The sequence below is a fragment of the Dinoroseobacter shibae DFL 12 = DSM 16493 genome (assembly GCF_000018145.1).
Taxonomy (GTDB): Bacteria; Pseudomonadota; Alphaproteobacteria; order Rhodobacterales; family Rhodobacteraceae; genus Dinoroseobacter; species Dinoroseobacter shibae.
Map to the genome: position 1 here is coordinate 390,773 of NC_009952.1, position 24,970 is coordinate 415,742.

Annotated in this window: 23 protein-coding genes and 1 CRISPR repeat array; of the genes, 17 read left to right on the top strand and 6 right to left on the bottom strand. The window is 64.0% G+C overall.

Features of this window, described 5'->3' with window-relative positions:
• Positions 1-44: 44 nt before the first annotated feature.
• Positions 45-257 (bottom strand): helix-turn-helix domain-containing protein, encoded by a 213-nt coding sequence (locus DSHI_RS02045; RefSeq protein WP_012177078.1) that lies wholly within the window; start codon positions 255-257, stop codon positions 45-47.
• 768 nt (positions 258-1,025) lie between these two features.
• Between DSHI_RS02045 and cas9 the strand changes: the two genes are divergently transcribed.
• The 4 genes from cas9 to DSHI_RS02070 all read left to right on the top strand — a co-directional run bounded on the left by cas9 (position 1,026) and on the right by DSHI_RS02070 (position 8,316).
• Positions 1,026-4,265 carry a type II CRISPR RNA-guided endonuclease Cas9 gene (gene cas9 / locus DSHI_RS02050; protein WP_012177079.1) on the top strand — a complete coding sequence of 1,080 codons (3,240 nt, stop codon included), beginning with the start codon at positions 1,026-1,028 and terminating at the stop codon, positions 4,263-4,265.
• Positions 4,266-4,325: 60 nt separating this feature from the next.
• On the top strand, positions 4,326-5,237 hold the full coding sequence (cas1, locus tag DSHI_RS02055) for a type II CRISPR-associated endonuclease Cas1 (protein WP_012177080.1): 912 nt from the start codon (positions 4,326-4,328) through the stop codon (positions 5,235-5,237).
• Positions 5,234-5,578 carry a CRISPR-associated endonuclease Cas2 gene (cas2, locus tag DSHI_RS02060; RefSeq protein WP_012177081.1) on the top strand — a complete coding sequence of 115 codons (345 nt, stop codon included), beginning with the start codon at positions 5,234-5,236 and terminating at the stop codon, positions 5,576-5,578. Before cas1 ends, cas2 begins: the two co-directional genes overlap by 4 nt.
• 73 nt (positions 5,579-5,651) lie before the next feature.
• A CRISPR array of direct repeats spans positions 5,652-6,872; the repeat unit is 36 nt; unit sequence AGTTTAGCTGTTCAGAATTCGGGGTCCAGCCGCAAC.
• A gap of 344 nt (positions 6,873-7,216) precedes the next feature.
• A protein-coding gene (locus DSHI_RS02070) for an IS3 family transposase (RefSeq protein ID WP_245533035.1) occupies positions 7,217-8,316 on the top strand; the annotation gives its coding sequence in 2 pieces (ribosomal slippage) (positions 7,217-7,475 and positions 7,475-8,316; 1,101 coding nt in all).
• 138 nt (positions 8,317-8,454) lie between these two features.
• Here DSHI_RS02070 and DSHI_RS02075 read toward each other — a convergent pair.
• Positions 8,455-9,840, bottom strand: a complete 1,386-nt coding sequence (locus tag DSHI_RS02075; protein WP_012177084.1) for a hypothetical protein — start codon at positions 9,838-9,840, stop codon at positions 8,455-8,457.
• Between the two features lie 779 nt (positions 9,841-10,619).
• Here DSHI_RS02075 and DSHI_RS22480 point away from each other — a divergent pair.
• From DSHI_RS22480 to DSHI_RS02095, 4 genes are all read left to right on the top strand, one after another.
• A complete protein-coding gene (locus DSHI_RS22480) occupies positions 10,620-10,841 on the top strand; it encodes a hypothetical protein (protein WP_162017701.1) in 222 nt (73 codons plus the stop codon).
• Positions 10,842-11,331: 490 nt separating this feature from the next.
• Positions 11,332-11,658 carry a helix-turn-helix domain-containing protein gene (locus DSHI_RS02085; protein ID WP_012177086.1) on the top strand — a complete coding sequence of 109 codons (327 nt, stop codon included), beginning with the start codon at positions 11,332-11,334 and terminating at the stop codon, positions 11,656-11,658.
• Positions 11,659-11,668: 10 nt separating this feature from the next.
• Positions 11,669-12,391: an ImmA/IrrE family metallo-endopeptidase gene (locus DSHI_RS02090; RefSeq protein ID WP_012177087.1), complete on the top strand. Its 723-nt coding sequence runs from the start codon at positions 11,669-11,671 to the stop codon at positions 12,389-12,391.
• Positions 12,392-12,495: 104 nt separating this feature from the next.
• Complete coding sequence (locus tag DSHI_RS02095) at positions 12,496-13,140, top strand: hypothetical protein (protein ID WP_012177088.1); 645 nt, start codon at positions 12,496-12,498, stop codon at positions 13,138-13,140.
• A 333-nt stretch (positions 13,141-13,473) separates the two neighbouring features.
• Here DSHI_RS02095 and DSHI_RS02100 read toward each other — a convergent pair whose 3' ends face one another.
• On the bottom strand, positions 13,474-14,424 hold the full coding sequence (locus DSHI_RS02100; protein ID WP_050757778.1) for a DUF5666 domain-containing protein: 951 nt from the start codon (positions 14,422-14,424) through the stop codon (positions 13,474-13,476).
• Entirely contained in the window at positions 14,402-15,205 is an 804-nt protein-coding gene (locus tag DSHI_RS02105; protein ID WP_245533036.1) for a DUF6502 family protein, read from the bottom strand. Before DSHI_RS02105 ends, DSHI_RS02100 begins: the two co-directional genes overlap by 23 nt.
• Before the next feature lie 276 nt (positions 15,206-15,481).
• Between DSHI_RS02105 and DSHI_RS21230 the strand changes: the two genes are divergently transcribed.
• Both DSHI_RS21230 and DSHI_RS02115 read left to right on the top strand, forming a co-directional pair.
• Positions 15,482-17,014, top strand: coding sequence for a fasciclin domain-containing protein (locus DSHI_RS21230; RefSeq protein ID WP_012177091.1), 1,533 nt, complete (start codon positions 15,482-15,484; stop codon positions 17,012-17,014).
• Positions 17,015-17,063: 49 nt separating this feature from the next.
• Positions 17,064-17,423, top strand: coding sequence for an AAA family ATPase (locus tag DSHI_RS02115; protein ID WP_012177092.1), 360 nt, complete (start codon positions 17,064-17,066; stop codon positions 17,421-17,423).
• 231 nt (positions 17,424-17,654) lie between these two features.
• Here DSHI_RS02115 and rnk read toward each other — a convergent pair whose 3' ends face one another.
• Complete coding sequence (rnk, locus tag DSHI_RS02120; RefSeq protein ID WP_012177093.1) at positions 17,655-18,101, bottom strand: nucleoside diphosphate kinase regulator; 447 nt, start codon at positions 18,099-18,101, stop codon at positions 17,655-17,657.
• 65 nt (positions 18,102-18,166) lie between these two features.
• Positions 18,167-18,298 (bottom strand): hypothetical protein, encoded by a 132-nt coding sequence (locus DSHI_RS22945; protein WP_274581430.1) that lies wholly within the window; start codon positions 18,296-18,298, stop codon positions 18,167-18,169.
• Positions 18,299-18,847: 549 nt separating this feature from the next.
• On the opposite strand from DSHI_RS22945, the gene DSHI_RS02125 reads away from it, so the two are divergent.
• The 7 genes from DSHI_RS02125 to DSHI_RS02155 all read left to right on the top strand — a co-directional run bounded on the left by DSHI_RS02125 (position 18,848) and on the right by DSHI_RS02155 (position 24,913).
• Entirely contained in the window at positions 18,848-19,147 is a 300-nt protein-coding gene (locus DSHI_RS02125; RefSeq protein ID WP_157865190.1) for a DUF1127 domain-containing protein, read from the top strand.
• An 83-nt stretch (positions 19,148-19,230) separates the two neighbouring features.
• Entirely contained in the window at positions 19,231-19,437 is a 207-nt protein-coding gene (locus tag DSHI_RS02130; RefSeq protein ID WP_012177096.1) for a hypothetical protein, read from the top strand.
• A gap of 74 nt (positions 19,438-19,511) precedes the next feature.
• Positions 19,512-20,405 carry a universal stress protein gene (locus DSHI_RS02135; protein ID WP_012177097.1) on the top strand — a complete coding sequence of 298 codons (894 nt, stop codon included), beginning with the start codon at positions 19,512-19,514 and terminating at the stop codon, positions 20,403-20,405.
• 153 nt (positions 20,406-20,558) lie between these two features.
• Positions 20,559-21,812: an MFS transporter gene (locus tag DSHI_RS02140; RefSeq protein ID WP_012177098.1), complete on the top strand. Its 1,254-nt coding sequence runs from the start codon at positions 20,559-20,561 to the stop codon at positions 21,810-21,812.
• Between the two features lie 139 nt (positions 21,813-21,951).
• Positions 21,952-22,662: an endonuclease/exonuclease/phosphatase family protein gene (locus DSHI_RS02145; RefSeq protein ID WP_012177099.1), complete on the top strand. Its 711-nt coding sequence runs from the start codon at positions 21,952-21,954 to the stop codon at positions 22,660-22,662.
• Positions 22,663-24,207: a phospholipase D family protein gene (locus DSHI_RS02150; RefSeq protein ID WP_012177100.1), complete on the top strand. Its 1,545-nt coding sequence runs from the start codon at positions 22,663-22,665 to the stop codon at positions 24,205-24,207.
• Between the two features lie 184 nt (positions 24,208-24,391).
• Positions 24,392-24,913 (top strand): PepSY domain-containing protein, encoded by a 522-nt coding sequence (locus DSHI_RS02155; RefSeq protein ID WP_012177101.1) that lies wholly within the window; start codon positions 24,392-24,394, stop codon positions 24,911-24,913.
• Positions 24,914-24,970: the final 57 nt, after the last annotated feature.

Genomic DNA, 24,970 nt, shown 5'->3' on the forward strand with positions numbered 1-24,970 from the left:
ATCCGTTCTCCCGACAGCCTGAAAAACCGCCCCAGAAGAGGACGTTAGAGGACATCGGCCAGACCCGTCTTTCCGCGAGCAGCGGCAAGCGCCCTCAGGTCTGATCTGGCAATGCGCCAGTCGCGTCCCAGCCGCGTGGCCGGGAGCTGACCGGACGCGATCCAGCGCCGGACGGTCTTCGGGCAGATCCGGAAAACCTGCGCGACTTCCTTGACGCTCAGGTACGGGGCGTTGGGCGGAAACGGCCAATCAGTCATGGTCCGCCTTCCCCGTGCAACGAGTTGCAAAGTCATTGCGTGCCGCCTCTCGCGCCAGAAGGCGCACAAGAGAAAGCAGCGCAGAGAGATCAGGGGAGGACAGACGGTCCTCGGGAGCGACAGTGCTTGTCGTCATCGATAAGTTCCTCAATTGGAACCGCTCGTGACAATGTCAGGTGGTGTAGGCGCACGCCTTCACTCAATGCACAGGTGCACCGATCTCTTCCGAGATTCGGACCATCGTCATCGAGTGCTCCCTCGGGCGTGCAAACGCCCAGAGTGCTCCCTGCGGCCCAGCCTCGCGGGCTGGTGTCAGGTCAAAGTCTTCCGCATGCCAGCAAACTCACGCCAGCACGCGCATCGACCTTAATGGCCGGAACCTAAACCTGCATTAAGCGACCGTTCGGAAAACGAGGCTCCGGCTGCTAAGCCGCGACTGGCCTCCCTTTTTCGCTGAACCGGATTTGCTTTGCAAATGAAGGGCATTCTGCGCGAAAAAAGTTTTTCTCAGCGACCTAAAACAAGCATGCGAAGGTATCAGGGTTGACGTAAGTTCATTACGCCGTCGGCAGCGGTGGACCAACATTCAACTGCGCAAAAAAGAAAACGCGCCCCGCAGGACGCGTTTTAATGTGGTGCTTCTTCGAGCTTGTTAACGGCTCGACCGCGAATTCTGAACGTAAAGACAGTAACTCGGCCCGGAAACAATTTCAAGTTGCGTTACGCGCCTCCACTTCGCATTCTTCTCGGCGATTAGGGAGATAAGCGATGCGCCTGGGCCTTGACATAGGAACCAGCTCAATCGGCTGGTGGCTGTACGAAACCGACGGCGCCGGGTCGGATGCCCGCATAACCGGTGTCGTGGATGGGGGCGTGCGTATCTTCTCCGACGGGCGCGATCCGAAATCCGGTGCATCGCTGGCCGTGGACCGTCGGGCCGCCCGTGCCATGCGCCGCCGCCGCGACCGGTATCTGCGTCGGCGCGCCACCCTGATGAAAGTGCTTGCCGAGACAGGCCTGATGCCCGCGGACCCGGCCGAGGCGAAGGCGCTGGAAGCCCTTGATCCCTTCGCCCTGCGGGCCGCCGGGCTGGACGAACCCCTGCCCTTGCCCCATCTCGGTCGCGCGCTGTTTCACCTCAACCAGCGGCGGGGCTTCAAGTCGAACCGCAAGACCGATCGGGGCGACAACGAAAGCGGCAAGATCAAGGACGCGACCGCGCGGCTCGACATGGAGATGATGGCCAACGGCGCCCGCACCTATGGCGAGTTCCTGCACAAGCGCCGGCAGAAGGCGACCGATCCGCGCCATGTGCCCAGCGTGCGCACCCGCCTGTCGATTGCCAATCGCGGTGGGCCGGATGGCAAGGAAGAAGCCGGGTATGATTTCTACCCGGACCGGCGGCACCTGGAGGAGGAGTTTCACAAGCTCTGGGCCGCGCAGGGGGCCCATCACCCGGAACTGACCGAGACCCTGCGCGATCTGCTGTTCGAAAAGATCTTCTTTCAGCGGCCCCTGAAAGAACCCGAGGTCGGGCTTTGCCTCTTCTCCGGCCATCACGGGGTTCCGCCGAAAGACCCCCGCTTGCCCAAGGCGCACCCCCTGACACAGCGCCGGGTGCTCTACGAGACAGTCAACCAGCTACGTGTCACGGCGGACGGGCGCGAGGCTCGTCCCCTGACGCGGGAAGAGCGCGACCAGGTCATCCACGCGCTCGACAACAAGAAGCCGACGAAATCGCTTTCGTCGATGGTCCTGAAACTGCCCGCGCTGGCGAAGGTTCTGAAACTCCGCGATGGTGAGCGGTTCACCCTGGAAACCGGCGTGCGAGACGCCATCGCCTGCGACCCGTTGCGCGCCAGCCCTGCCCATCCGGACCGCTTCGGCCCGCGCTGGTCCATCCTTGATGCCGATGCCCAATGGGAGGTGATCTCGCGCATCCGCCGAGTGCAGAGCGATGCCGAACATGCCGCCTTGGTGGATTGGCTGACCGAGGCACACGGGCTCGACCGCGCGCATGCTGAGGCGACGGCCCATGCCCCCCTGCCCGATGGCTACGGACGGCTGGGCCTGACCGCGACGACCCGTATCCTCTACCAGCTTACGGCGGACGTGGTGACCTACGCCGATGCGGTCAAGGCCTGCGGCTGGCACCATTCCGACGGGCGGACCGGCGAATGCTTCGACCGCCTGCCCTATTACGGCGAAGTGCTCGAACGCCACGTCATTCCCGGCAGCTACCACCCCGACGACGACGACATCACGCGGTTCGGCCGGATCACCAATCCGACGGTTCATATTGGCCTGAACCAGCTTCGCCGCCTCGTGAACAGGATCATTGAAACCCATGGCAAGCCCCATCAAATCGTCGTGGAGCTTGCCCGCGATCTCAAGAAGTCCGAAGAGCAGAAGCGCGCCGACATCAAGCGTATCCGCGACACGACCGAGGCGGCGAAGAAGCGGAGCGAAAAGCTCGAAGAGCTGGAGATCGAAGACAATGGCCGCAACCGGATGCTCCTGCGGCTGTGGGAGGATCTGAACCCCGACGATGCGATGCGCCGGTTCTGCCCCTACACGGGCACGCGTATCTCGGCCGCCATGATTTTCGACGGCAGCTGCGACGTGGATCACATCCTGCCCTATTCGCGCACGCTGGACGACAGTTTCCCCAACCGGACGCTCTGCCTGCGCGAAGCCAACCGGCAGAAGCGCAACCAGACCCCATGGCAGGCCTGGGGCGATACCCCGCACTGGCACGCCATCGCCGCCAACCTGAAGAACCTGCCCGAGAACAAGCGCTGGCGTTTCGCCCCGGATGCTATGACGCGGTTCGAGGGCGAAAACGGGTTCCTCGATCGGGCGCTAAAGGACACGCAATACCTCGCCCGGATCTCTCGCAGCTACCTCGACACGCTCTTCACCAAGGGTGGGCACGTCTGGGTGGTGCCTGGTCGGTTTACTGAAATGCTCCGTAGACACTGGGGCCTGAACTCTCTGCTTAGCGATGCCGGGCGCGGCGCGGTAAAGGCCAAGAACCGAACCGACCACCGCCATCACGCCATCGATGCCGCCGTGATCGCCGCAACCGACCCTGGCCTGCTCAACCGGATCAGCCGCGCTGCGGGTCAGGGCGAGGCAGCCGGCCAGTCCGCGGAACTGATCGCCCGGGACACACCCCCGCCCTGGGAAGGCTTCCGCGACGACCTGCGCGTCCGGCTCGATCGGATCATCGTCAGCCACCGCGCGGATCACGGGCGCATCGACCACGCGGCCCGCAAACAGGGCCGGGACAGCACCGCGGGGCAATTGCACCAGGAGACAGCCTATTCCATCGTCGATGATATCCACGTTGCCAGCCGGACCGATCTTCTGAGCTTGAAACCCGCGCAGCTGCTGGATGAGCCGGGCCGAAGCGGCCAGGTGCGCGACCCGCAGTTGCGAAAGGCCTTGCGCGTGGCGACTGGCGGCAAGACCGGCAAGGATTTCGAGAACGCCCTGCGCTACTTCGCGTCCAAGCCCGGCCCATATCAGGCCATCCGCCGGGTGCGCATCATCAAGCCGCTGCAAGCGCAGGCGCGCGTTCCCGTGCCCGCGCAGGACCCGATCAAGGCCTACCAGGGCGGCAGCAACCACCTGTTCGAGATCTGGCGACTTCCGGACGGAGAGATCGAAGCACAGGTCATCACGAGTTTCGAGGCCCATACCCTCGAAGGCGAGAAGCGTCCTCACCCTGCGGCCAAGCGTCTTTTGCGTGTGCACAAGGGGGACATGGTGGCTTTGGAACGGGACGGTCGACGGGTCGTCGGACATGTCCAAAAAATGGACATTGCAAACGGCTTGTTTATTGTCCCGCACAATGAGGCGAACGCCGATACACGCAACAACGACAAATCGGACCCGTTCAAATGGATTCAAATCGGCGCGCGGCCCGCGATCGCATCCGGAATTCGCCGCGTATCCGTCGATGAAATCGGCCGCCTTCGCGACGGGGGAACCAGGCCCATATAGGCCGGAGTCGCACGAATCGAAAAAACATGTCATGCTTCCAACGGCTTGGAGGGATGGCCAATGGACCAGATCGTCGATATCGCCACGGATGGGCGGCATCTCTCGCGTGACCGGGGCTTCCTGAAGGTCAGCGAGGGCGCCCGGGAAATCGGCCGTATCCCCCTGGACCAGATCGCGGGCGTCATCGTGCACGCCCATGGCACCACCTGGACCACCTCCCTTCTGACCGAGCTGGCGGATCGCGGGGCGCCGGTCGTGCTCTGCGGGGCCAACCACGCGCCGCGCTCGGTCCTCATGCCGCTCGACGGGCACCATGCCCAGGGCGCGCGCCTGCGGGCACAGTGGCAGGCCAGGGCCCCGCTCGTGAAACAGGCCTGGAAGCAGACGGTAATCGCGAAGATCGCCATGCAGGCCGCCGCCTTGGAGGCCATGGGCGAACCCCATGCCCCCGTCGGCATGCTCGCGCGCAAGGTGACCAGCGGCGATGCCACCAATGTCGAGGCGCAGGCCGCGCGTCTCTACTGGCCCCGAATGATGGGCACCGAGTTCCGCCGCGACCGCACCGCCCCCGACCTCAACGCGCTCCTGAACTATGGCTACACGGTGCTGCGCGCCGCCACCGCCCGTGCGGTCGTGGCCGCAGGGCTGCACCCGACCATCGGCCTGCACCATTCGAACCGCGGCAACGCCTTTGCCCTGGCCGACGACCTGATGGAGCCGTTCCGCCCGCTCGTCGATTGTTGCGTGCGCGGCCTAGCCGCCCGTAACGGACCCCAGGTCGATCCCGCGGCCAAGCAGTCCCTAGCGCGGCTCATCGCGCTGGACCTGCCCCTCGGCGACAGCCTCACCCCGGTTTCCGTCGCGCTCGGCAAGCTTGCCATCTCTCTCGGTCAGAGCTTCGAGTCCGGAACGCTGGATCTCGCCCTGCCTGCACCGCCCGATGCGCTGACCCTTGCAGGCCTCGGCGCATGACCGACGCCCCCGCCTTTCTCTCTGGATACCGGATCATGTGGATACTCGTGATGTTCGACCTGCCCACCGACACCAAGTCCCAGCGCAAGGCCGCCACCGCATTCCGGAATTTCCTTCTGGATGAAGGGTTCGAGCGGAGCCAGTTCTCGGTCTACGCCCGCTTCGTGAACGGCAAGGAGGCGTTCCAGACCCGCGTGCGCCGGATCGAACGAAACCTGCCCGAGAAAGGCGACATCCAGGTCCTGAACTTCACGGACCGCCAATACCGTGATATCGTCCACTTCTCGGATCAGGGCCGAAGGGCGGCTCGGAAGAATCCAGAGCAGCTTGCGCTTTTTTGATGAATTTTTTCCAGATTGCCTCACTTGTCCTCTTCCAAAACCACTGTTGTTTCAGGGGCTTGGAAAAGGAACAAGTTTAGCTGTTCAGAATTCGGGGTCCAGCCGCAACCGCGTCCAGACACGACATTCGGGGGGCAAGAGTTTAGCTGTTCAGAATTCGGGGTCCAGCCGCAACAAGCGTGTGGGCGTCCCGCCCGTCAGCCACAGTTTAGCTGTTCAGAATTCGGGGTCCAGCCGCAACACATTTACCACTCGGCGCGTTGATACCGTTAGTTTAGCTGTTCAGAATTCGGGGTCCAGCCGCAACGTGTTTGGCCATCTCCCGCAGCTTGTTGTAAGTTTAGCTGTTCAGAATTCGGGGTCCAGCCGCAACCGCACAAAAGCTCGTAGCTGATCTGAAAGAGTTTAGCTGTTCAGAATTCGGGGTCCAGCCGCAACTGAACCCATCCGCGCCTGCACTCTGACATGAGTTTAGCTGTTCAGAATTCGGGGTCCAGCCGCAACGAAATCGCAACCCGGTGCTACGCGCAACCGAGTTTAGCTGTTCAGAATTCGGGGTCCAGCCGCAACCGTTGGCGAAGGCTCCACACATATCGAAAAGTTTAGCTGTTCAGAATTCGGGGTCCAGCCGCAACTTGAACGTTGGCGCGTGTATCCTCGTACCGAGTTTAGCTGTTCAGAATTCGGGGTCCAGCCGCAACCTGACGAACATCGCCCTGACTGACGTAAGTAGTTTAGCTGTTCAGAATTCGGGGTCCAGCCGCAACCTGCACGTCGCGCGCTCACGCCATGCCTGCAGTTTAGCTGTTCAGAATTCGGGGTCCAGCCGCAACACATCGGGCATCCGCGCCCACAAAGGAGTAAGTTTAGCTGTTCAGAATTCGGGGTCCAGCCGCAACGGAGTTCGCGCCCTCCTGCTGAACGGCGCCAGTTTAGCTGTTCAGAATTCGGGGTCCAGCCGCAAAAAAGCCGCCCTCGCCTGCGCGTGTGAGCGCAGTTTAGCTGTTCAGAATTCGGGGTCCAGCCGCAACACCGCCGCGTTGCCTTTCGCGGCTGAATAGAGTTTAGCTGTTCAGAATTCGGGGTCCAGCCGCAACACAAAGAAAGACGGTAACGGGAAAGAGCGAGTTTAGCTGTTCAGAATTCGGGGTCCAGCCGCAACGTGGCGGTGAATTTCGGCGGGTTTGCCGAGAGTTTAGCTGTTCAGAATTCGGGGTCCAGCCGCAACCGACAACGCCGACGAGAGCGGATACGCCTGAGTTTAGCTGTTCAAAATTCGGGGTCCAGCCGCAACCCACATTTGACACGGGAACAGCGCCAACCCAGTTTAGCTGTTCAGCTATTTCTTCCGGAAATACGACAAACTAGCCGAGTTCGACAACGGTGGTTGCGCCCTCCCGCAACCAAATTTTTACTCGTTTCCAAACGCTTATGCGCCGCCCTCCGGGGCGGCGTTTGCGTTTCCAGCCGCCGTGGAAGCACTGTGGAAGCAAGAGGGGCCGAAGTCCTTCGTGCTTCCACATGAGCAGTTGGGCTCAGCGCTCCTCGATGAAGACACTGCATTCCTTCGAGTGAGTGACCTGAGAGCCGCTTCTTCCTCCAGTTTGAGGTAGAGTCCGCCCAACCAGGAGACGGACAATGAAGCGATCAAGGTTCACGGAAGAGCAGATCATCGGGATGCTGAAGGAGCAGGAGGCCGGAATGACGACGGCCGATGTCTGCCGCAAGCACGGGGTCAGCACGGCAACGTTTTACAAATACAAGGCGCGGTTCGGCGGCCTCGAGGTATCGGACGCGCGCCGACTGAGGGCGCTCGAGGACGAGAACGCCAAGCTGAAGAAGCTGCTGGCCGAAGCGATGCTCGACAATGCGATACTGAAGGATGTCACTTCGCGAAAGTGGTAGCGCCCGGCGTCAGGCGGGAAGCGGTGGCACACGTTGTGGAAGTCCACGGAGTGAGCCAGCGACGGGCGGGCAAGGCACTGGCCGTGGATCGGTCGAGCGTGCGCTATCGCAGCGTGCGGCCTGACGATGCCGAAGCGAGGGCCGCCATGAAGGCTGTCGCGGCCGAGAGGCGGCGGTTTGGCTATCGCCGCATCCACGTGATGCTGGAACGGCAGGGGATCATGATGAACCTGAAGAAGCTCAGGCGGCTCTATCGCGAGGAGAAGCTCCAAGTGCGCCGCCGGGGCGGCCGAAAGCGGGCTCTGGGGACACGCTGGCCGATGCTGGTGCCAGATGCCCCCAACCAGCACTGGAGCCTGGACTTCGTCAGCGATGCGCTGACGGATGGCAGACAGTTCCGCGTTCTGGCCGTGGTCGACGACTACAGCCGGGAGTGCCTGGCCTTGGTGGCGGACACGTCGCTCTCTGGCCTGCGCGTCGTGCGCGAGCTCGATGCGTTGATGTTGCGCCGCGGCCAGCCTGCAATGGTGGTTTCGGACAATGGAACGGAACTGACCTCGGTGGCTGTCCTGAGCTGGTGCCAGCGCACGGGCATCGAATGGCACTACATCGCGCCAGGAAAGCCCATGCAGAATGGCTTCGTCGAAAGCTTCAACGGACGCTTCCGGGACGAGCTTCTCAACGAGTCGCTATTCTCGTCTCTGGCCGATGCCCGCGAGCAGATCCGGGCATGGCAGCACGACTACAACCACCATCGCCCTCACTCAGGACTGGGGAACATTCCGCCCGTCGAGTTCGTGGCAAAGAAGGGGCTGGAAATGCGCGCCGCGTAGCCTCAGAGATCAACCTGCGGACTCTCCGAAAATCCGGAGGAGAGTCGGGTCTCAGGTCAGGAGACATCAAATTGTCGATGCCCGCGGTCACGTCCCATCTCAGATTGACCCTCGGCCTGTCATCGACGGTTTGAATCGTCACAACGCGGTCATGGAAATGGCGGTTGCGTGCAGATCGGTGATGGAGTTCGGGTGTAGGCGCGCTGTATTGAGCGTGGCGAGCGCGGCCATCTCGGCGACATCCGGATCAACGGATGCCGCCAGAGCGGCGAATGCCTGCGGCGCTGCAGCATATAGATCCGGAGCGAACTGCAGAGGGTGGAGGATCGGCACCCAGTCGGGTGCCGCATGGTCGGGAGGCGGCAAGCAGGCCGCTCGCATAACTGCTCCATCGCCACCACGAAGTTCTCGCAGCCGACAGCCGAGCTCCTGCCAGCGTGGCACCAATGTGCGCTCCAGCGTTGGCCAGCACTCTGCTGCGTAGCAATCCGACAACCAGCGGCTGAGAGCCTCGAACCGACGCTGAAGCTCTCCGTCCTGCACGAATCCTTCTGCCGCCGGGTTGGCAATGGCGACGGCGAAACTGTCGCCGCGCGAATTGCGCAGCGGTCGCCAACCATCGCGTCCTTCGGGTCGGATCAAGAGCCGGGCGAGACAGGGGCCGTCATCAATCCAATCGGCATCGAGGGTCAGTTCGAGGCCGTGCGCGTCGTTGTCGTTTAACTCGGCATGGAACCAGTCTGGCCGACGCGTCGCCACCGGCCGATGCCGTAGGGCGGCTTCGGCGAAAACGACTGCGCCCGTTTCGTTCTCGACCTCGACCGCCACTGCATCGACCGGATCTCCGAATTTTAGCTGCAGTCGGATCGCGTTGCGAGCGGGCAGGAGGTTGATTGCCTGCGGCGCCAGTGCCGCGACCAGTTCGAATAGCAGGACTTCCGATCCGTTTCCGCGCTGAAGCAACACACGTTCATCGGAGGCGGGAGCCAGAAGATCCCGCACAGCAAGACTGCGTGTCAGCCCCCCATAGAATGGCCGTTCTTCGCGTCTTCCACGAATGATCAGCTGTGCCTTCTGGTCAGGGCATCGGATGCTGATCGTATCGAAGCGGTCGTCTTCACCAACCGAGAGCCGCGTGCCATGCGGAAGCTGGGCGACACTTCCCTCAGCACGGCGCCTTGATACGGTGACATCGGGCCAAGGCAGATCGAAAGGAACATGTACGCCTTCGATCTCGAATACGACCCGTGCGACGCTGTATCCGCCGCCGGGCTCAAGGCATAGACGCCCCTGGTCATCACGACCGACGTGGAGGCATTCATCCTGGACTAGGTTGCGGACTTGGCGTTCGCTATGGAACACGATGCCGTCTGAGCCGCTGAAGCCAGGCCACACCCATGCGGCAAGCGCGATCCCGGACGCATGAGAGGCGGCACCATCGGCGCTTGGCGCCATCAGTTCCATCCGGAGCCGCACAGGGTCTGCTGCCTCAGCCTCCGCAAAGCCAGCGAGCACCTCTTCCATCCGACATCACCAAAACCGTCATCTGAAATCGGTACCCCGATGAGGCGCGACTGCAAGCCGAGAGTGAACCGTACCGCTCGTGTCTCGGAGCGACCCAATCCAGTTTCGATCCGAAGGCGTGCAGAACGCCCATGAAGTGCGCCCCGTGGTCCGCTTGCGATTTCGTCTCCTGCCAAGCAAAGGCGTCTTCTCGGACGGGCCGTGAGACCCGTTTGCAGGCCGTCAAGTTCGAGCACTAAGGGGCGCGGCCCGAGTACTGCGAAGCCGACGAAACTATCGGCTTCCGGTTCAAGAGCGGGTTCGCCTGCTATCGAGAATGGCGTCCGCGCGAGGAGAACGATGTCCGTTGAGTCTAGTTCGATATCGACCGAACCCCGTGGGATCTCGCGCAGATAGTGACCGGTGATCCTGTCGAACGCGGCACATCCCCCTTGAGCGAGGAGCTCGAGTTCCCCGGTCTGGCCAGAGACTTCCCAACGGAGCTCGCGGGGCCAGGGCTGAGGTAGTGTCCAGTCCTCACCTCCGCGCAAACGGCGCGGTCGTTGCGCGCCATCGAGCCAGAGGCGAATTCGCCCCTCGCTTCGAGGCAATCTCAATACAAGCCCACCAGATTGCCAATGGAGCCGCGGCCTCGGTGCCAGCGCCTCGCTTCCTCCTCTGCTCAATGTTGGCCGTGTTTCTTTCAGTCTTTGGTCAAAGACTTCCTTGAAAGATCTCTCGAACTCGATTGCGGGGACGAAGGCCTCCGGGTCTTGGCGTATCCGTGCAAACAGGGCTGCATGCCACGCAGTCTCGTCCCAGAGGATCGCACGGCGAAGCACGTTGACCGCAGGAGGGAGAAAATACAGTGCATCGTCTTCCCAGCGGTTGAGCAGAACGGTCGTTTCGACAGGGGGCGGGCCAAAAGCTGCTTCCTGTCTCAGAAACGCGTCGATCAGGTGTGGAAGCTGCGCTTGGCTTACGCCGGCATGAAGAAGGTAGACGTCGACATCGCGATCTAAGCCTCGGGTAGGTAACCCGAACCGGTCGCAAACCGCACAGAATGAGCGGAACAGCACCTTGCGATGCGGCTGGAAATCTAGCGGAACTTGGAGAACGTCAGCGATGTGTGGGTATACCGCATTGCCGGCGTCTCCATATCCTTCGCTTAGCGAATGGGTGACAAGCCATGCCGCGAGGCTTGGAAATCCGCGGAACAACGCTTGCAGCCTGTCGGGCCGACCGCCCAAGAACTGTCGCGTGCGCTCAACGGCTCGCTCTTGCGCTGTCTCATCTAGCGGAATGAGCCCAATGAAGGGCGGCGCCCCAGCTTCTTGGCGACATCTGCTGATCAAGAAGTCCGCGGTCCTGCAACCCACAGCACACCTTTCCCTCTTCCCTGCCCGCTGGTCGCGAGTCCGGTTCACTGTTGATCCCCTTGTGGATAAGGAGTAACAACTCGCAAATCCGCGAACAAGCGGATTGACAGGGAGATGAAGCGATGAACCGGCCATGTCCGCCGACGGTGTGACCTTCGGTCAGGCGATTTCGAAGGCCCGCAAGGCACTCGGTCTCAGCCAGAAGGAGCTCGCAGCGCGCGTGATGAAGGAAGAGGGCGGCGGGTCGATATCCCCGCAGTACCTCAACGACATCGAGCACGATCGGCGCAGCCCCAGCTCGGGGCACCTGATCCGCCAGTTTTCCGGCATCCTGAACATTCCGGAGGACTACTTGTACGCACTCGCAGGCCGGCTGCCGGATGATCTGCGACCGGATGCGTCAACCCCGGACAAGGTCGTCGAGGCCTTCGCCAATTTCAGGAAGACGTTGAAAGAGTAAGGAGGTTCGCATGGTGAAGATGATCCGTGACAACACGGGCCGCTTTGCCGAGCGACCCTTCTACCGCGAGCGGGATCTCGACGATGAATGCGAGCGGCTGATCCGTGAGCTTTTGATGAAGCGCCACGGAAAGGTCGACTATCCCGTGGAGACCGACGACCTGACCGTGCTGATCGAGATGCACGACGCGGGCCTCGACCCGTACGCCGACCTGTTCGCCTACGGCGCAGATGTCGAAGGGGTGACCGAGTTCTTCCCCGACCGGGGGCCCAAGGTCTCCATCTCGGAACGCATCGCCGCCGACGAGCGGCGCGAGAATCGCTTCCGCACCACGCTCACCCATGAGTTCGGGCACGTGAAGTTTCACGGGCCTCTCTGGGCGCAGAAATTTGCCAACGGCGACCTGCTCGAGCGCGGCGTGAACGCCAAAAAGGCGCTCTCCAAGCGCGAAAATATCCTGGACGCCCCGCAGTCGGACTGGATGGAATGGCAGGCCGGCTATATCAGCGGCGCGCTGCTGATGCCGGCCACGCCGGTCCGTCGCCTCATGTCCGACTACTGCAGCCCGCGCGAGCTGCATAGCGATATCCATGTTTCGACGGAGCATGCTGCGCGGCTGATCCAGATGGTCATGGAGCGTTTCGCGGTTTCCGAAGAGGCCGCTCGCATCAGGCTGCTGAAGCTGAACCTGATCACTTCGGCACGCGGACAGCCCTCGCTCTTCGGCCCCTGATCGCGAATCCGCGGAAGTGCGTATTTTTTCGATTGTCTCCTCTCTGAAGCGATATACGCTGATTAGCAGATCAGCCGATACAGGGAAACGCCAGAAAAGAGATCATGGCGACTGCACTGTCCGCCTTCCTTCGCAAGACGCCCGGCGAGGCGCTGCGCGAATACTTCGACCGGCCGGAGATCGGCCTGCCCACCGAGTTCGACTGGCCCGCATCGGACGCCGAACTCTCCGGGCCGCTTCTCGGCGCCATCGAGAAGATGTCCCGCGTCCAGCGCGACCGGATCTCGAACGACGCCGAGCGCGTCCATGCCCTGTCCGACGAGCCGGGGCAGGCCGCGATCTACAGCGTGGCCGAGGATCCTGCCCTCCTCGGCGGGCTCGCGAACCCGCACGCGCGGTCGCTCTGGATTTTCCTGAACGCGCAGGACCGCTTTAGTCACGCTGAGGAAGTTCGCTTCACGGAGGACCGCCGGCGCGGTCGGATGTGGGCCGGCTACATTACCGAGCCGGGTAGCGTCGTACAGCGCAACGCGTTGGCCCGCTACGCCTTCGTCTCCGCGAACAAGGAGTTCTCGGGCGCCGCCCATGCCCATGTCGACAACTTCGACCGGGTGAGGACGACCCATGCTCTACAAGGTCAACGCGCGCACGTCGGCGCGGATGGCCGTTCAGTTCGCGGACAGGGAACAGTATCTCGTGCCAGAGGGTTGCGCCTAGCGCGTCTTCAAGTTCCAAGACTTCATCACTAGCCGGGCCCAGGTTGATCTGTTCGCCGCCAACGCGTCAAGTGACAAGACGACCCGATAGAACCGGCTTTGACAGACCGAGATCACGCTCCTCAAGCTTGGGGGCATGGCAACGAATACCCATCTGCCCGCGGTCACACCTCGCTCCTTGGGCCGAAATCTAGGCTGAGTTACCGGGCCCTCCCACCGGCGAAAACCAGTGGAGCGATATCTGCGGTGGGAGCGCCGCAGGTGAAGCAGGTTCGACGCCCCGCGCAGGTCGCTGGCGTCCATGAGGGAGCAGGGGGTGGGAGGATTTCTGCCCTTGGCCACTGCGCAGAGCCGTTTTCGCGAAGCTCACAGGTCAAGGACAGGGCCCGGAAACTCCGCCTGTATCCCGTTTCGTAGCAGGCGGGCGCGGGCCGTGGCATCCTCGGGCAAGAGATACCCGCGCGCGGCGGCGAACCGGCCCGTGTAGCGGCCGAAGTAGAGCGCGCGCCGGTCGCCGATTGCCGCCGCGCGCACATCTGTCGCGAAGTTATGGCCCAGTCCCGCGATCCGCAGACCCGGCGCGCTCGGGGCGGGCTCCAGATAGCCTTCAACCGACAGGAGGCGCAGGTTGGACAGACGTGCGAACCGCCCCGAATGAACCCGTTCGGCCAGGAAACGCTCGGTGTTCGCGCGCCCGAAGGCGGTGGCATAAGCGCCGGAAGCCGGGGGGGTCGCAGCGGAGGAAATCGGGAGACCGCCGATCGTGCCGGTGCCGTCGGGGCTGCGCCCCACTGTCCCTGCGATCAGGTCCTGCGTGCCGGTGGGGGCGGGGTCGATCCGGCTGGGGCGGAGGCCTTGGGCCGTCCATAGCCCGCTGACTGCGACCCGGGTTCCGGGCGCGCCATCACCCCGGGCCGCGACCGGATCCATCAGGGGCACGCCATTGACCGACAGCCGCCCGGCGTCCTCGCGCAACACCCCCACGAGGGCGAAATCGACCGACACCTCGCGGGCGAGGATGCCACTAGCGTCCCGCATCGCGGCAATGGTCAGCACATGGCCCGGCGCGAGGATCTCGCCGGTGGTGATCCCGTAGGGCGTCCGGTAGCGCGTGCGCCCGTCGCGCCGCACTCGCAGCCCGTTGATCCGCAGGCTGCCGAACCCGGTGAGCGTGCCGACGATCCCGGTCCCGCCGATCCCGCCCTCGAACGGATCGTTCGGGTCGCGGGACACGATGGCGGGTGCGCAGGAGGCCGAGCAAAGCGTGGCCCCGAAAAGCCCCAATATGTGGCGCCTAGTTCTTGTCACCACCGTCATCCCTCGTCGGCTCTTGGGCGGGTGTGTCCGCCTCGCGGTAGAAATAGATCCCCAGACGGTACCGTTCGGTTCCGTCCTCCGGGGTTGTGTCGGCCGCCCGTTGGCTCAGGCTCTCGGCATTCAGGGTCTCCAGCAGGTCCTGGGACAAGGTGCGGGCGCGGTCCTCGATCCGGTCGACGGCTTCGCTCGGAAGGCGGTTGTAGAACACCGCGCGTTCGAAAAAGGGCGGGTCCTCGGCCATCAGGTTTTCCGAGGCCGCGGCGATGTGGTCGCCCACATTGGCCGCGAAGAACACGAGCCGGTCCGCATCAGAGGCCGGGCCGCGCCGGGCGGTGTCCGAGATCCGCAGGCGCCCCTCCGCGTCCTCTGTCACAAGGCCCTGGCGCAAGAGTTCGTCCAGCACGGTGCGCGGGCGGATGTCGGTGTTGATCGCACGCACCAGCGCCTCGAAACTCGGGCCGCTCTCGGCGGTCCGGGGCAGGGGGCGCGGCGCGCCGGTGTCGTCGCGATAGTCGGCTCGGGCCATCCACTGACCGAGCACGGTGGCGAACATCGCCGATTTGGCCCGGGCGCTTTCCCAGCGCTCGCCGCCCTGGGACAGGATTGCGCGGACATCGCGGCGGTGGACCCCGGTCAGCAGGGTGATCCGGCTGTCGGTGGGCGGCTCGGAGCCAATGCGGAACGCGTCATGGGCGATTTCCACGTAGACCGATTTCAGGAGCTTGTAGAAGGCTGGCGCGGTCACCCCCCGGGCGATCAGCGTGCGCACGATGGGGCGCATCAGGCCCCGCATGACCTTCAGAAACCGTTGACTGTCCTGCTCCATGGACGGAGAGGATAAACTTCGTGTGATAATTTTCCACAGTTAACTTGACCCAATTTGACGCAGCTATAGGTTCCGAAGTGTGAAAATTGCACACACGCCCTATCTTGGGCGTTCCGCTGGGAGGGCAGGGGGCATGACAGGTCCGATTTCACAGGGTGCCTCCGGGCGTCCACGGACGCCCGCCGAAGCCGACCCGGACGACAGCGAAACCGCGACAAGGAGTGACCACCCATGACCAGATTTTCCACGAAGCTGCCGAATATCGTGGCGATTGCCGCCGGGTCCGATGATTTCAACCTGCTGGTGAAGGCGCTCACGGCAGCCGACCTCGTTGGCACGGTGCAGGGACTGAAGGACATCACCGTCTTCGCGCCGACGGACGCGGCCTTCACCCAACTGGCGGTCGATCTGGGCTTTGCCGGCGACACCGGGGACGAGGATGCAGTGTTCGCCAGCCTTGTCGCCAGCCTGACCGAGTTGGGCGGGGGCGATCCGATCCCTCTGCTGACAGATGTGCTGCTCTATCACGTCTCGGCGGGCGCCAAGACGGCGGCGGAGATCGATGCGCTGGAGGTGGTCGGGACCTTCTTGCCCGGGGCCACCTTCGGATCGGAGGGCACCGAACTGGTCGATAACGAGCCGGATGTGGCGAACCCGAACATCGTGATCCCGGACATCGCGGCCTCAAACGGAACGATCCAGGCGATCGACCGGGTTCTCTTGCCGATCGACATTCCGGGCAATGAGCCTCCCGCGCCGACCGAGACCCTTGCGGGAATCGTCGCGGCCAGTGGCGGGGTTTTCGACGGGGACAAATCGGATTTCGACCTTCTGCTGAACGCGGTGCAGGCCGCGGGGCTGGTCGGGGCGCTGGACGATCCGGAGGCCGACCTGACCGTGTTTGCGCCCAATGACGCGGCTTTCATCGGGTTGGCGCAGACGCTGGGCTTTGACGGGGAGGACGAGGGCGCGGCCTTCGCCCATATCGTCGAGGCGCTGACCCTGTTGTCGGGGGGCGGGGATCCGATCCCGCTGTTGCAGGATATCCTGCTCTACCACGTGGTGCCCGAAGCGCTGGGGTCGGACGCGGTGCTGTCGGCCGAGAGCATTCCGACCCTTCTGGGTGCACCTCTGGGCGTGGACGGGGTGAGCCTCGTCGACGCGGACCCTGATATCGGCGATCCGGCGCTGATCGAAACCGATATCGCGGCCACGAACGGGATCGCCCATGTGCTCGACGGGGTGCTCTTGCCGGCGGATATCCTGAACGGGGACGGCGGGCGCGGGCGCGTCGATTTCGAGATCGGAGACGCGGGCAACGAGCGCTTCTTCACCGGGGCGAATACGGATTTCGTCTCGGGGCTTGGTGGAAATGACGTGATCCGGCTGGGAGCGGGCGATGATGTCGGCCTTGGCGGTGCGGGCAACGACACGCTGCAGGGTGGTCGGGGGGCCGACACCCTCGATGGCGGGGCCGGGCGCGATGTGCTGAAAGGAGGCCTTGGGGATGACCTGCTCACCGGCGGCGCGGATGCGGATGTGTTCCTGTTCAATGGCTTCAGCGGTGCCGACACGATCACTGATTTCTCCCTGGGCGAAGATCTGCTCCAGATCCGGGCGCGCGGCATCGACGATTATGGCGACCTCGCCCATCGCATCAGTGACAGCGACGCGGGCGCGGTGATCGCCTTCGGCGGTACCGAGATCACTCTGGCCGGGATCGGTGCCGATGCCCTGACCGCCAGCGATTTCCAGTTCATCTGAAGCAATATCGGCGGCCTCGCAATCCGGGGCCGCCGGTTATCTCGGGCAGATGCATGCCGAGGCGGGTGTTGCCCTTCTCGGGCCACGCCGGGTTGGTGAGACGACGCTCGGGCTGGATCTCTCAGAGATCCGGGAGACCTTTTATTCCGACATGGCGCGCACCGCGGACCGACAGATCCTTGATGAGCCCGATGTTTATCTCGACGAGCTGTTGGGCAAACTGGTGGTGATCGACGAGGTCCAGTCAATACCGGGGCGCTTCTGTGCGCCCGGAGCGCAGATCGCCCGCCCCACGGCCGAACACCGCACCGGGCAATTTCTGTTGCTTGGCTCGACCTCAAATACCCTGCTCCAGCAGAGCGCGGAATTGCTCATGGTCCGGGCCAGCCACCACGATCTGACCTTTTAAACGCGAGATGAACAGGCTCAGCGCGCTCTACAATTGCTTGGGTCTCCTGGCGGTTTCCTGCCCAATCGGACCGCACCAGGCTGACCTTGCGGGAGGATTTCATCCCTTCCTGATTGCAAGGCGATATGCTGAGCTTCGCCCTGCGCCCAAGCGATAGTTTGCAGGGGCGTTTTTCCCAAGCGGCGGCGCCTCGGCACCGCCGCCAGGAAGATCACGCGGCGCGGGGGACGATCACGCGCTCTCGGGCGCGGCGGGATCGGACACGCGGATCACGGTGAGCATGCGCCGCTCTTCGCCCCGCGTGTTCCAGTGGAACACGGCCCCCTCGGCCAGCCCCAGAAGCGCTACGCCGATCGGGGTCATCACCGACACCCGCGCGCGAGAGATGTCTGCATCCTCGGGATAGACCAGCGTCACGGTGCGTTCCTGGCCCGTGGTCTCGTCGCGAAAGGTGGCGGATTTGCCGATCCCGATCACGTTGAGCGGCATCTTGGCGGCCGGCACGATACGGGCGCGCGCGATCTCTTCCAAAAGCCGGTCGGCCAGCGCCGGGTTGCGATCCATCGCGCCTTCGGCCAGGGCTTCGATATGCGACAGGTCGTCGGCGTTGATCACGATGCGGGGCCTGCGTCCTTTGGGCTTGGGCGCGGCCTGGGGTCGAGATCTGGTATCGGGCATTTTCATACCTCCTTGAGGTTCGAGCGGGCGACATCGCGGATCGGGGTGGGGCGGCTGCCGCGGTGCTAGTTGGCGCGTGCAACAGTGCGGGGGCGCCGGCCGTCAAGCGCCAACGGACCGGGCCAGGCGGTCTGCAACGCGCAGACATGCCGGTCCTGTCCGTAGGTGATGTTCTGCAAATCCTGGATATTGGTCATGCCCTTGCCCCCCAACGATCTGACGTCGCGATTGTACTTCGGAAAATCGAGGATCCCCGGATGGGATCGGAGGCGCTTGCGCCTACGCCATCGGGGGAAGCGGGCGGGTCAGAAGAAGAACTCGAAGTGCAACTGCGTCACCTGAGATACTGCGGAGGTAAGTACTCATCTGCTATAGGTCAATCGGCGTAAGACGCGCGCTTCAACCACAGGCACTGGGTTGAGAGGGGCATCGGCGCTTTCGCGCCTATCGGAGATCGGAGCCGTTGGAGAGATTGAATCCACGGGTTGGCATAGCTATATGTAATTTATGAAAAAGTTCGGTGTTCATAAGAGGTTCCTGCCCACCGCAGGGAAGCTTCTGAACCGCCATTGACCCCGGCGGCGCGCGGTCACGCGTGCTCATGAAATGCCGGGGCGAAACCTCCCAGTTTTGATAAACTCAAGGACGGGCGCAAATCCGTCGCGGCGGATCGGAATGTCGTCTTCCGGCCTCGATAACCGCGCCCTGCCAGGCTCTTGTTCTCTCTCTCAGGAATGGAGGATGTCATGTCTGTCTTCATTACCCGTGAAATGATCGCGTCCAATACGCCGACCGCGCCGCGGTCTGCCGAACCCGGTGTGATCGGGCGTTTCATGCAACGTGCCGCGCGCCAGTGGCGGGATCGCAGGATGATCGCGCAGCTGCAGTCCATGGAGGACTGGGTGTTGCGCGATATCGGGATCGAGCGGGGCGAAATCCCCGCCATCGTCGCCCGGCTCAACGACCGGGAAGTGCGCATGACGCCCGTGTCGAAACCCGACCAGCAGTCTTCCGTGATGCAGCATGCCTATCAGAAAGCGGCCTGACCCCATGCCGCCATGCCATGATCCGGCGGGGCGGCCACCCTGGCCGCGCTTCCATTCTCGCTTCTTCAGAAAGGACCAGTCCCATGATGCTCAGTAAAGTCGATTTCGAAGATCTCTTCCCCCACCTGTTCCCACCTGCTGCCAGGCCTGCCCACCCGCCTGTCATCGGGGCCAAGGCAGAAGCGGGCCCTGACCGGGCCGTTTCCGAGGTTCGGGCAGATGACGCGATGATTGGGGCGAAGCCGGTGGCCGCGAACCTGAACGGCATGCGGCAAAAAGAGATCGCCTGACGGCACTCATCGCGCACCGCGGCGGCTTCTGGGGAAGCCTGCCGCGGTCCATTTGAGCGAAGGAAGGGGTCGTTGTGAGCGTAAGGTGCATTCTCGCCGCCGTGGGCGGTTTTCCACAGGACGAAGCCGTCCTTGAACGGGCGGTAGATATCGCAGCGCGCCACCGCGCCGCTCTCGTCGTCGTCCATATCGTGGATCTGCCCGTCATGGGCGGTCTGTCGGCCGATTCCGATACCCTGCGTGACCAGGCGGCCCAGGCCGCGCGAGACCGGATCGAGGTTTGCGCGGCCAGGCTGGGACAGCAGGCGCCCGCCCTGGATATCCGGGTCGCAAGCGGCGCACCGGCCCTGTGCCTGATCGCGATGAGCGATGAGATCGACCCCGATCTGATCGTGATGCGGGCCCACCAGCGCACGAGCATCGCCGACAAGATCCTCGGGTCCACGACGGACCGCGTGATCGCCGGAGGCTCGCGTCCCGTCCTGGTGGTCAAACGAGCCGTGGAAGGCGCCTATGCCAGCGTTTTCGTGACCACCAATGGCAAGGATGACGCCGAAGGCGCGCTGCGCTTCACCCGGCGCCTGCTTCCGGCGGCGGAGCTGAACCTCGTGCAGGCTGTTCAGGTCGCTCCGCAACTGGAAGAGGCGATGCTCCGGATCGGGACCGGCCAGTCGGAGGTGCGCGCTCATCTCGACGAACTGGCGCAGATCGCCACCGCCGAGTTGGGCGCGCTCGTGGCGCAGGCGGAAGGCGGCGTTGCGCACAGGGTCCTGCGCGGGGATCCGGCCGCAGCGCTGGTGCGCGAGGCGCGGGCGACCTCGGTCGATCTGATTGTGGCCGGGGCCGGTCGGAGCGGCTTGTTGCGCCGCGCGTTCGTCGGCAGCGTTGCGCGGCGTCTGCTGCGCGATGCCGAGTGCGATGTGCTGATCCTGTATCCCGAGGCGTCGGACGAGGCCCATGGCGCGTAACCCGCGGACCGGGCCTGAAGGGGGCTCCCGCTTGCGCTATCTGAGCAGCCCGGAATGCGTTAGCCTTCCCGGATTGCGCCACCTTGTGTCCGTTGGAGGTCGAAAATTCCCTTTCATGCCAACCCTGCGAGACTGAGAGACCTTCTCGCGCCAGTGCGGTCGCTATTGACGGCCACGGTCGCGCTGATGGCCGGGAACGGTCTGTTGGGTGTCGTGCTGCCCCTGCGCATGGAGGCGGCGGAGTATCCCGTCGCTCTGACCGGGGCGATCATGGCGGCTTATTACCTCGGGCTCGCATTGGGGGGATTTCGGGCCAAGCGGGTCATTCTACGCATCGGTCACATCCGCGCCTTCGCGGCCTTCGCGGCGCTGACCTCGACTGTTTGCCTGGCGTATGCGTTCTTCTTCAACCCCGCGGCCTGGGTGCTCCTGAGGGTGATCAACGGGTTCTGCATCGCGGGCATGACGACAACCATCGAAAGCTGGCTCAACGAACGCAGTAGTAACGCCACCCGCGGGCGCGTTCTGGGCTATTACATGCTGGCCTTCTATCTCGCGATTGCGCTGGGTCAGACCCTGGTGAACGTCGCGCCCGTCAACGGTGACGATCACCTGATGATCGCCGCGGCCCTGATCGGCTTGTCACTGGTTCCCGTCGCGATGACCCGCCTGGGCGAGCCTGACCTGCGCGAGGTGCGCAGCCTGGGGGTGGGGGACCTGTATGCCGCGTCGAAGGTCGGTGTCGTGGGTGCCAGCGTGGCCGGCATTCTGGTCGGATCCTTCTATGCCCTGGCCATGGTGTTCGCCCGGCAGATCGGCCTCGGCGTCACCGAGGCGGCGTTGTTCATGAGCACCGTGGTCATCGGCGGGCTGGCCGCACAGGTGCCCGTGGGCATGCTGGCGGACCGGTTCGACCGGCGTATCGTCATGGCCTGCATCCTGCTGGCCGTGGGGCTGTCCTGGGGCCTTCTTTCTGGCGCGATCACCAATGGGGGGGTGCCGCTTGCGGTGCTGGTCGTCATGGCGCTGGCCTTCGGCGGGGCGATCAGCTCTGTCTATCCGCTCTGCGTTGCGCAGACTTTCGACCGGCTGGACCGCCGGGCCTATGTCGCGGCTTCGGGGCGGCTTTTGATGATCTATTCCATCGGGGCGACCATCGGGCCGTTGCTGGCCTCGGCATTGATGTCGGTTTACGGGCCCCGCTCGTTCTTCCTGTTCGAGTCGGCGCTGGCCATGGCTTACGCGTGTTTCGTGTTGCTGCGGGTCGTGACGGGCGCGAAACCGCCCGCCGCGGGGGAGCGGGAGAAATACGTGCCCTTGCCCGACACCTCTGCGGTGGCGAGCGCACTCGATCCGCGGACCGAGCCGGAGCCGGAGCCCGTGGCCCAGCCGGACCCGAAACCATAGGCGCGCGCAGATCGGTTCGTGCCGCGTGGGAGACGTTTTTCGCGGGATCCAAACGTCCGGTGGCGCGTTTCGTGGCATACCTCTTGGTCAGCCAGGATGCTACCAATGGCACCGATCAGGTCTCGGAGGACGGTTGTTGATGGAATTCACACTGGCAAGCTGGAACATTCGTGCCGGTTTGGGGCGGGATCTGCGCCGACGCCCGTTGCGCACGATCGAGGTGATCACCGGGCTCGATGCCGATATTCTGGTCCTGCAGGAAGCGGATTTCCGCATGCAACCTCGGCCTGCCGCCCTGCCGGCACCGCGCGGGCGGATCGGCCCGTTTCGCGTGATCGACCTGACCCCGGATGCGGTCGGGCTGGGCTGGCACGGGATCGCGGTGCTCAAACACCCCGCTGTCAAGGTGGACGGGATCCGGCGCTACGATCTGCCGGCGCTGGAGCCGCGCGGGGCGGTCGTGGTCGATATCCGCGTCAGGCAGTGCCCGTTACGGGTGGTCGGTGTGCATCTGGGGCTGTTGCGGGGCAACCGGCGCAAGCAGATCGCGTATATCGCCGAGCAACTTGCGGCGCTGGACCAGCGGCCTACGATCATCGCGGGCGATTTCAACGAATGGCGGGAGCGCAAGGGGCTCGAGACCTTGCCCGACTGGCTGCGCACGCACAGTCCCGGGCCGACCTTCCCTGCCGGGCGGCCCTTGCTGAAGCTGGACAAGATCGCGATGAGCCATGACATCACACTGATGGACTCGGTGGTGGTGGGCGATCCGGCCGCGAAGGTCGCCTCCGATCACCGGCCGATCTGGGCGCGGTTCCGCCTGGCCCCGGAACACGAGGAGGCCTGCTAGATGGTTCCGATCGAGATACGGGTTCTGCTGTTTGCGGTCGGGGCGCTGGTGTTGGCGGTCCTGGTCGCTCGGCTGGTCTTTCCGGCGCCGACGCCCGAGCCGCAGAAGACGGGGCGCGCCCTTCCCCCCGCAGCCGAAGGTGTGCTGACCGAAGCGATGAGCACGCGGGCCGCGCAGCACCCGGGTCAGAGCGGCATCGCCGCGCTATCGGACGGCATGGAGGCCTATGTGGCGCGCATGGTGCTCGCCAACGCGGCCGCTTCGTCGATCGACGCGCAATACTACATCTGGCGCAACGACATGACCGGGCATCTGTTTCTGCAGGCGCTGTGGCGGGCGGCCGAACGGGGTGTGCGGGTGCGCCTTTTGCTCGACGATAACGGCATCCATGATCTCGATGGCATGCTGGCCACGCTGGACTCGCATCCGAATATCGAGGTGCGGCTGTTCAACCCTTTCGTCCTGCGTCGGTTCAAGCGGCTGTCCTACGCTTTCGACCTGTTCCGGCTGAACCACCGGATGCACAACAAGGCATTCACCGTCGATGGCCGCGTCAGCATTTTGGGCGGGCGCAACATCGGAGACGAGTATTTCGGGACCGGCGAAATCCCGTTGCAGATGGATCTGGACGTTCTGGCAGTGGGCGCGGTCGTCCCGGAGATCTCGGCCGATTTCGATCGCTACTGGAATGCCGACGCCACCCATTCGGCGGCGCGCATCCTGCACAGTCGCGCGGATCCGGAGGCGATGGCGGCGCAGTTCGACCGGGTCGAGAACGATCCGCGTCATGCGACCTACCGCGCGCAGCTCGAACAATCCGACCTGGTGTCCAGGCTGGCCAAGGGCGGGCTTGCGCTGGACTGGACGAACGCCACCCTGATCAGCGACGATCCGGCCCGGGTGTTCGACCGTGTGCCGCGGTCGAAACGGTTTACCGCGCGTCTGTTGGATGCAATCGGGCCGATCGAGCACAGGTTCGATGGGGTCACGCCCTATTTCGTGCCGGGCGAGGCCGGGGTTGCGGCCTTCACCGCCATGGTGCGCAACGGCGTCACGGTCCGCATGCTGACCAATTCGCTGGAGGCGACCAACATGCTGCCGGTTCATGCCGGTTACAGCAAACGCCGCGCGCCCCTGTTACGCGTGGGCGTCGGTCTGTTCGAATTGCGCGCCCAGGCGGCCGGGGCCTCCGAGCGCGACAGGCTGGGCCCGCTGGGTTCATCGGGTTCGAACCTGCATGCCAAGACCTTCGCAGTGGACGGGGCGCGCATTTTCATAGGGTCGTTCAATTTCGATCCCAGATCGGCCTTGCTCAATACCGAAATGGGGCTGGTGATCGAGAGCGAGAGGATGGCGCAGGTACTGCACGAGGCCTTCGACCGGGGGCTGGGCGGCATGGCCTGGCAGGTGAAGCTGGAGCGCGGCAAACCGGTCTGGATCGACGCCGAGAAGGCAATCCGCACCGATGACGAGCCCGGCACGACCCTGGTCAGACGGATCGCCCTGCGGGTGATCGGATCGCTGCCGGTCGAATGGTTGCTGTGACGCGGTCGGTCCGGATGCGGGCGGATCGGCCCGGCGCGATCCGGTTAAGGATGCGCGGCGGGGCAGGGGGGGGCTGACCGGGATCGCGCCGTCCCGGATATTTGATGCCGCGGTGCCGCATCGGCGGGAACCGTTCCACATCCGGCGCGTTACCCTTCGAGTACAACTCCAAAAGGAGGTCGACATGGCCCGTTCCATTCTTGCAGTGACCCTTGCCGTGGCAAATGCCATCGCGGTGCCCGCCGCCGTGGCCCAGACGCCGCAAACGACACAAACCATCGGCATGGCGCGCGCGGTCGCGATTGCCCAGGAGGCGCGCCCCGGCGGTATCCTCGAGGCGGAACTGGACAGTGATCTGGGCGCGCTGGTCTACGAAATCGAAATCGTCAGCGATGGCACCATTCACGAAGCGGTCATCGATGCGCGCAGTGGTGAGCTGATCGAACTGGAGGAGCACACCATCGAGGCCACTTGGCTTGGCTGGTTCGATGAGGAACGGCTGGCCGCCGCGAAGCAGGCCAGCGGAACCGTGCAGGACGCGATCGCCCAGGCCGAAGCCATGTTTGGCGGGCAGGTGGTCGAATTGTCTCTCGAAGAGGATAACGACCGGCTGTTCTGGGAATTCGAAATCGCCACCGGCGATCGCGAGCTGGAAGCCTACATGAATATCCAGACCGGGGAGATTTTCGCCGGTGAAATGGACTGACCTCAGCCAGTAAGGGTCGCCGCGCATCGTTTCGGTGCTTGGCGGCAGCGCCGCCGC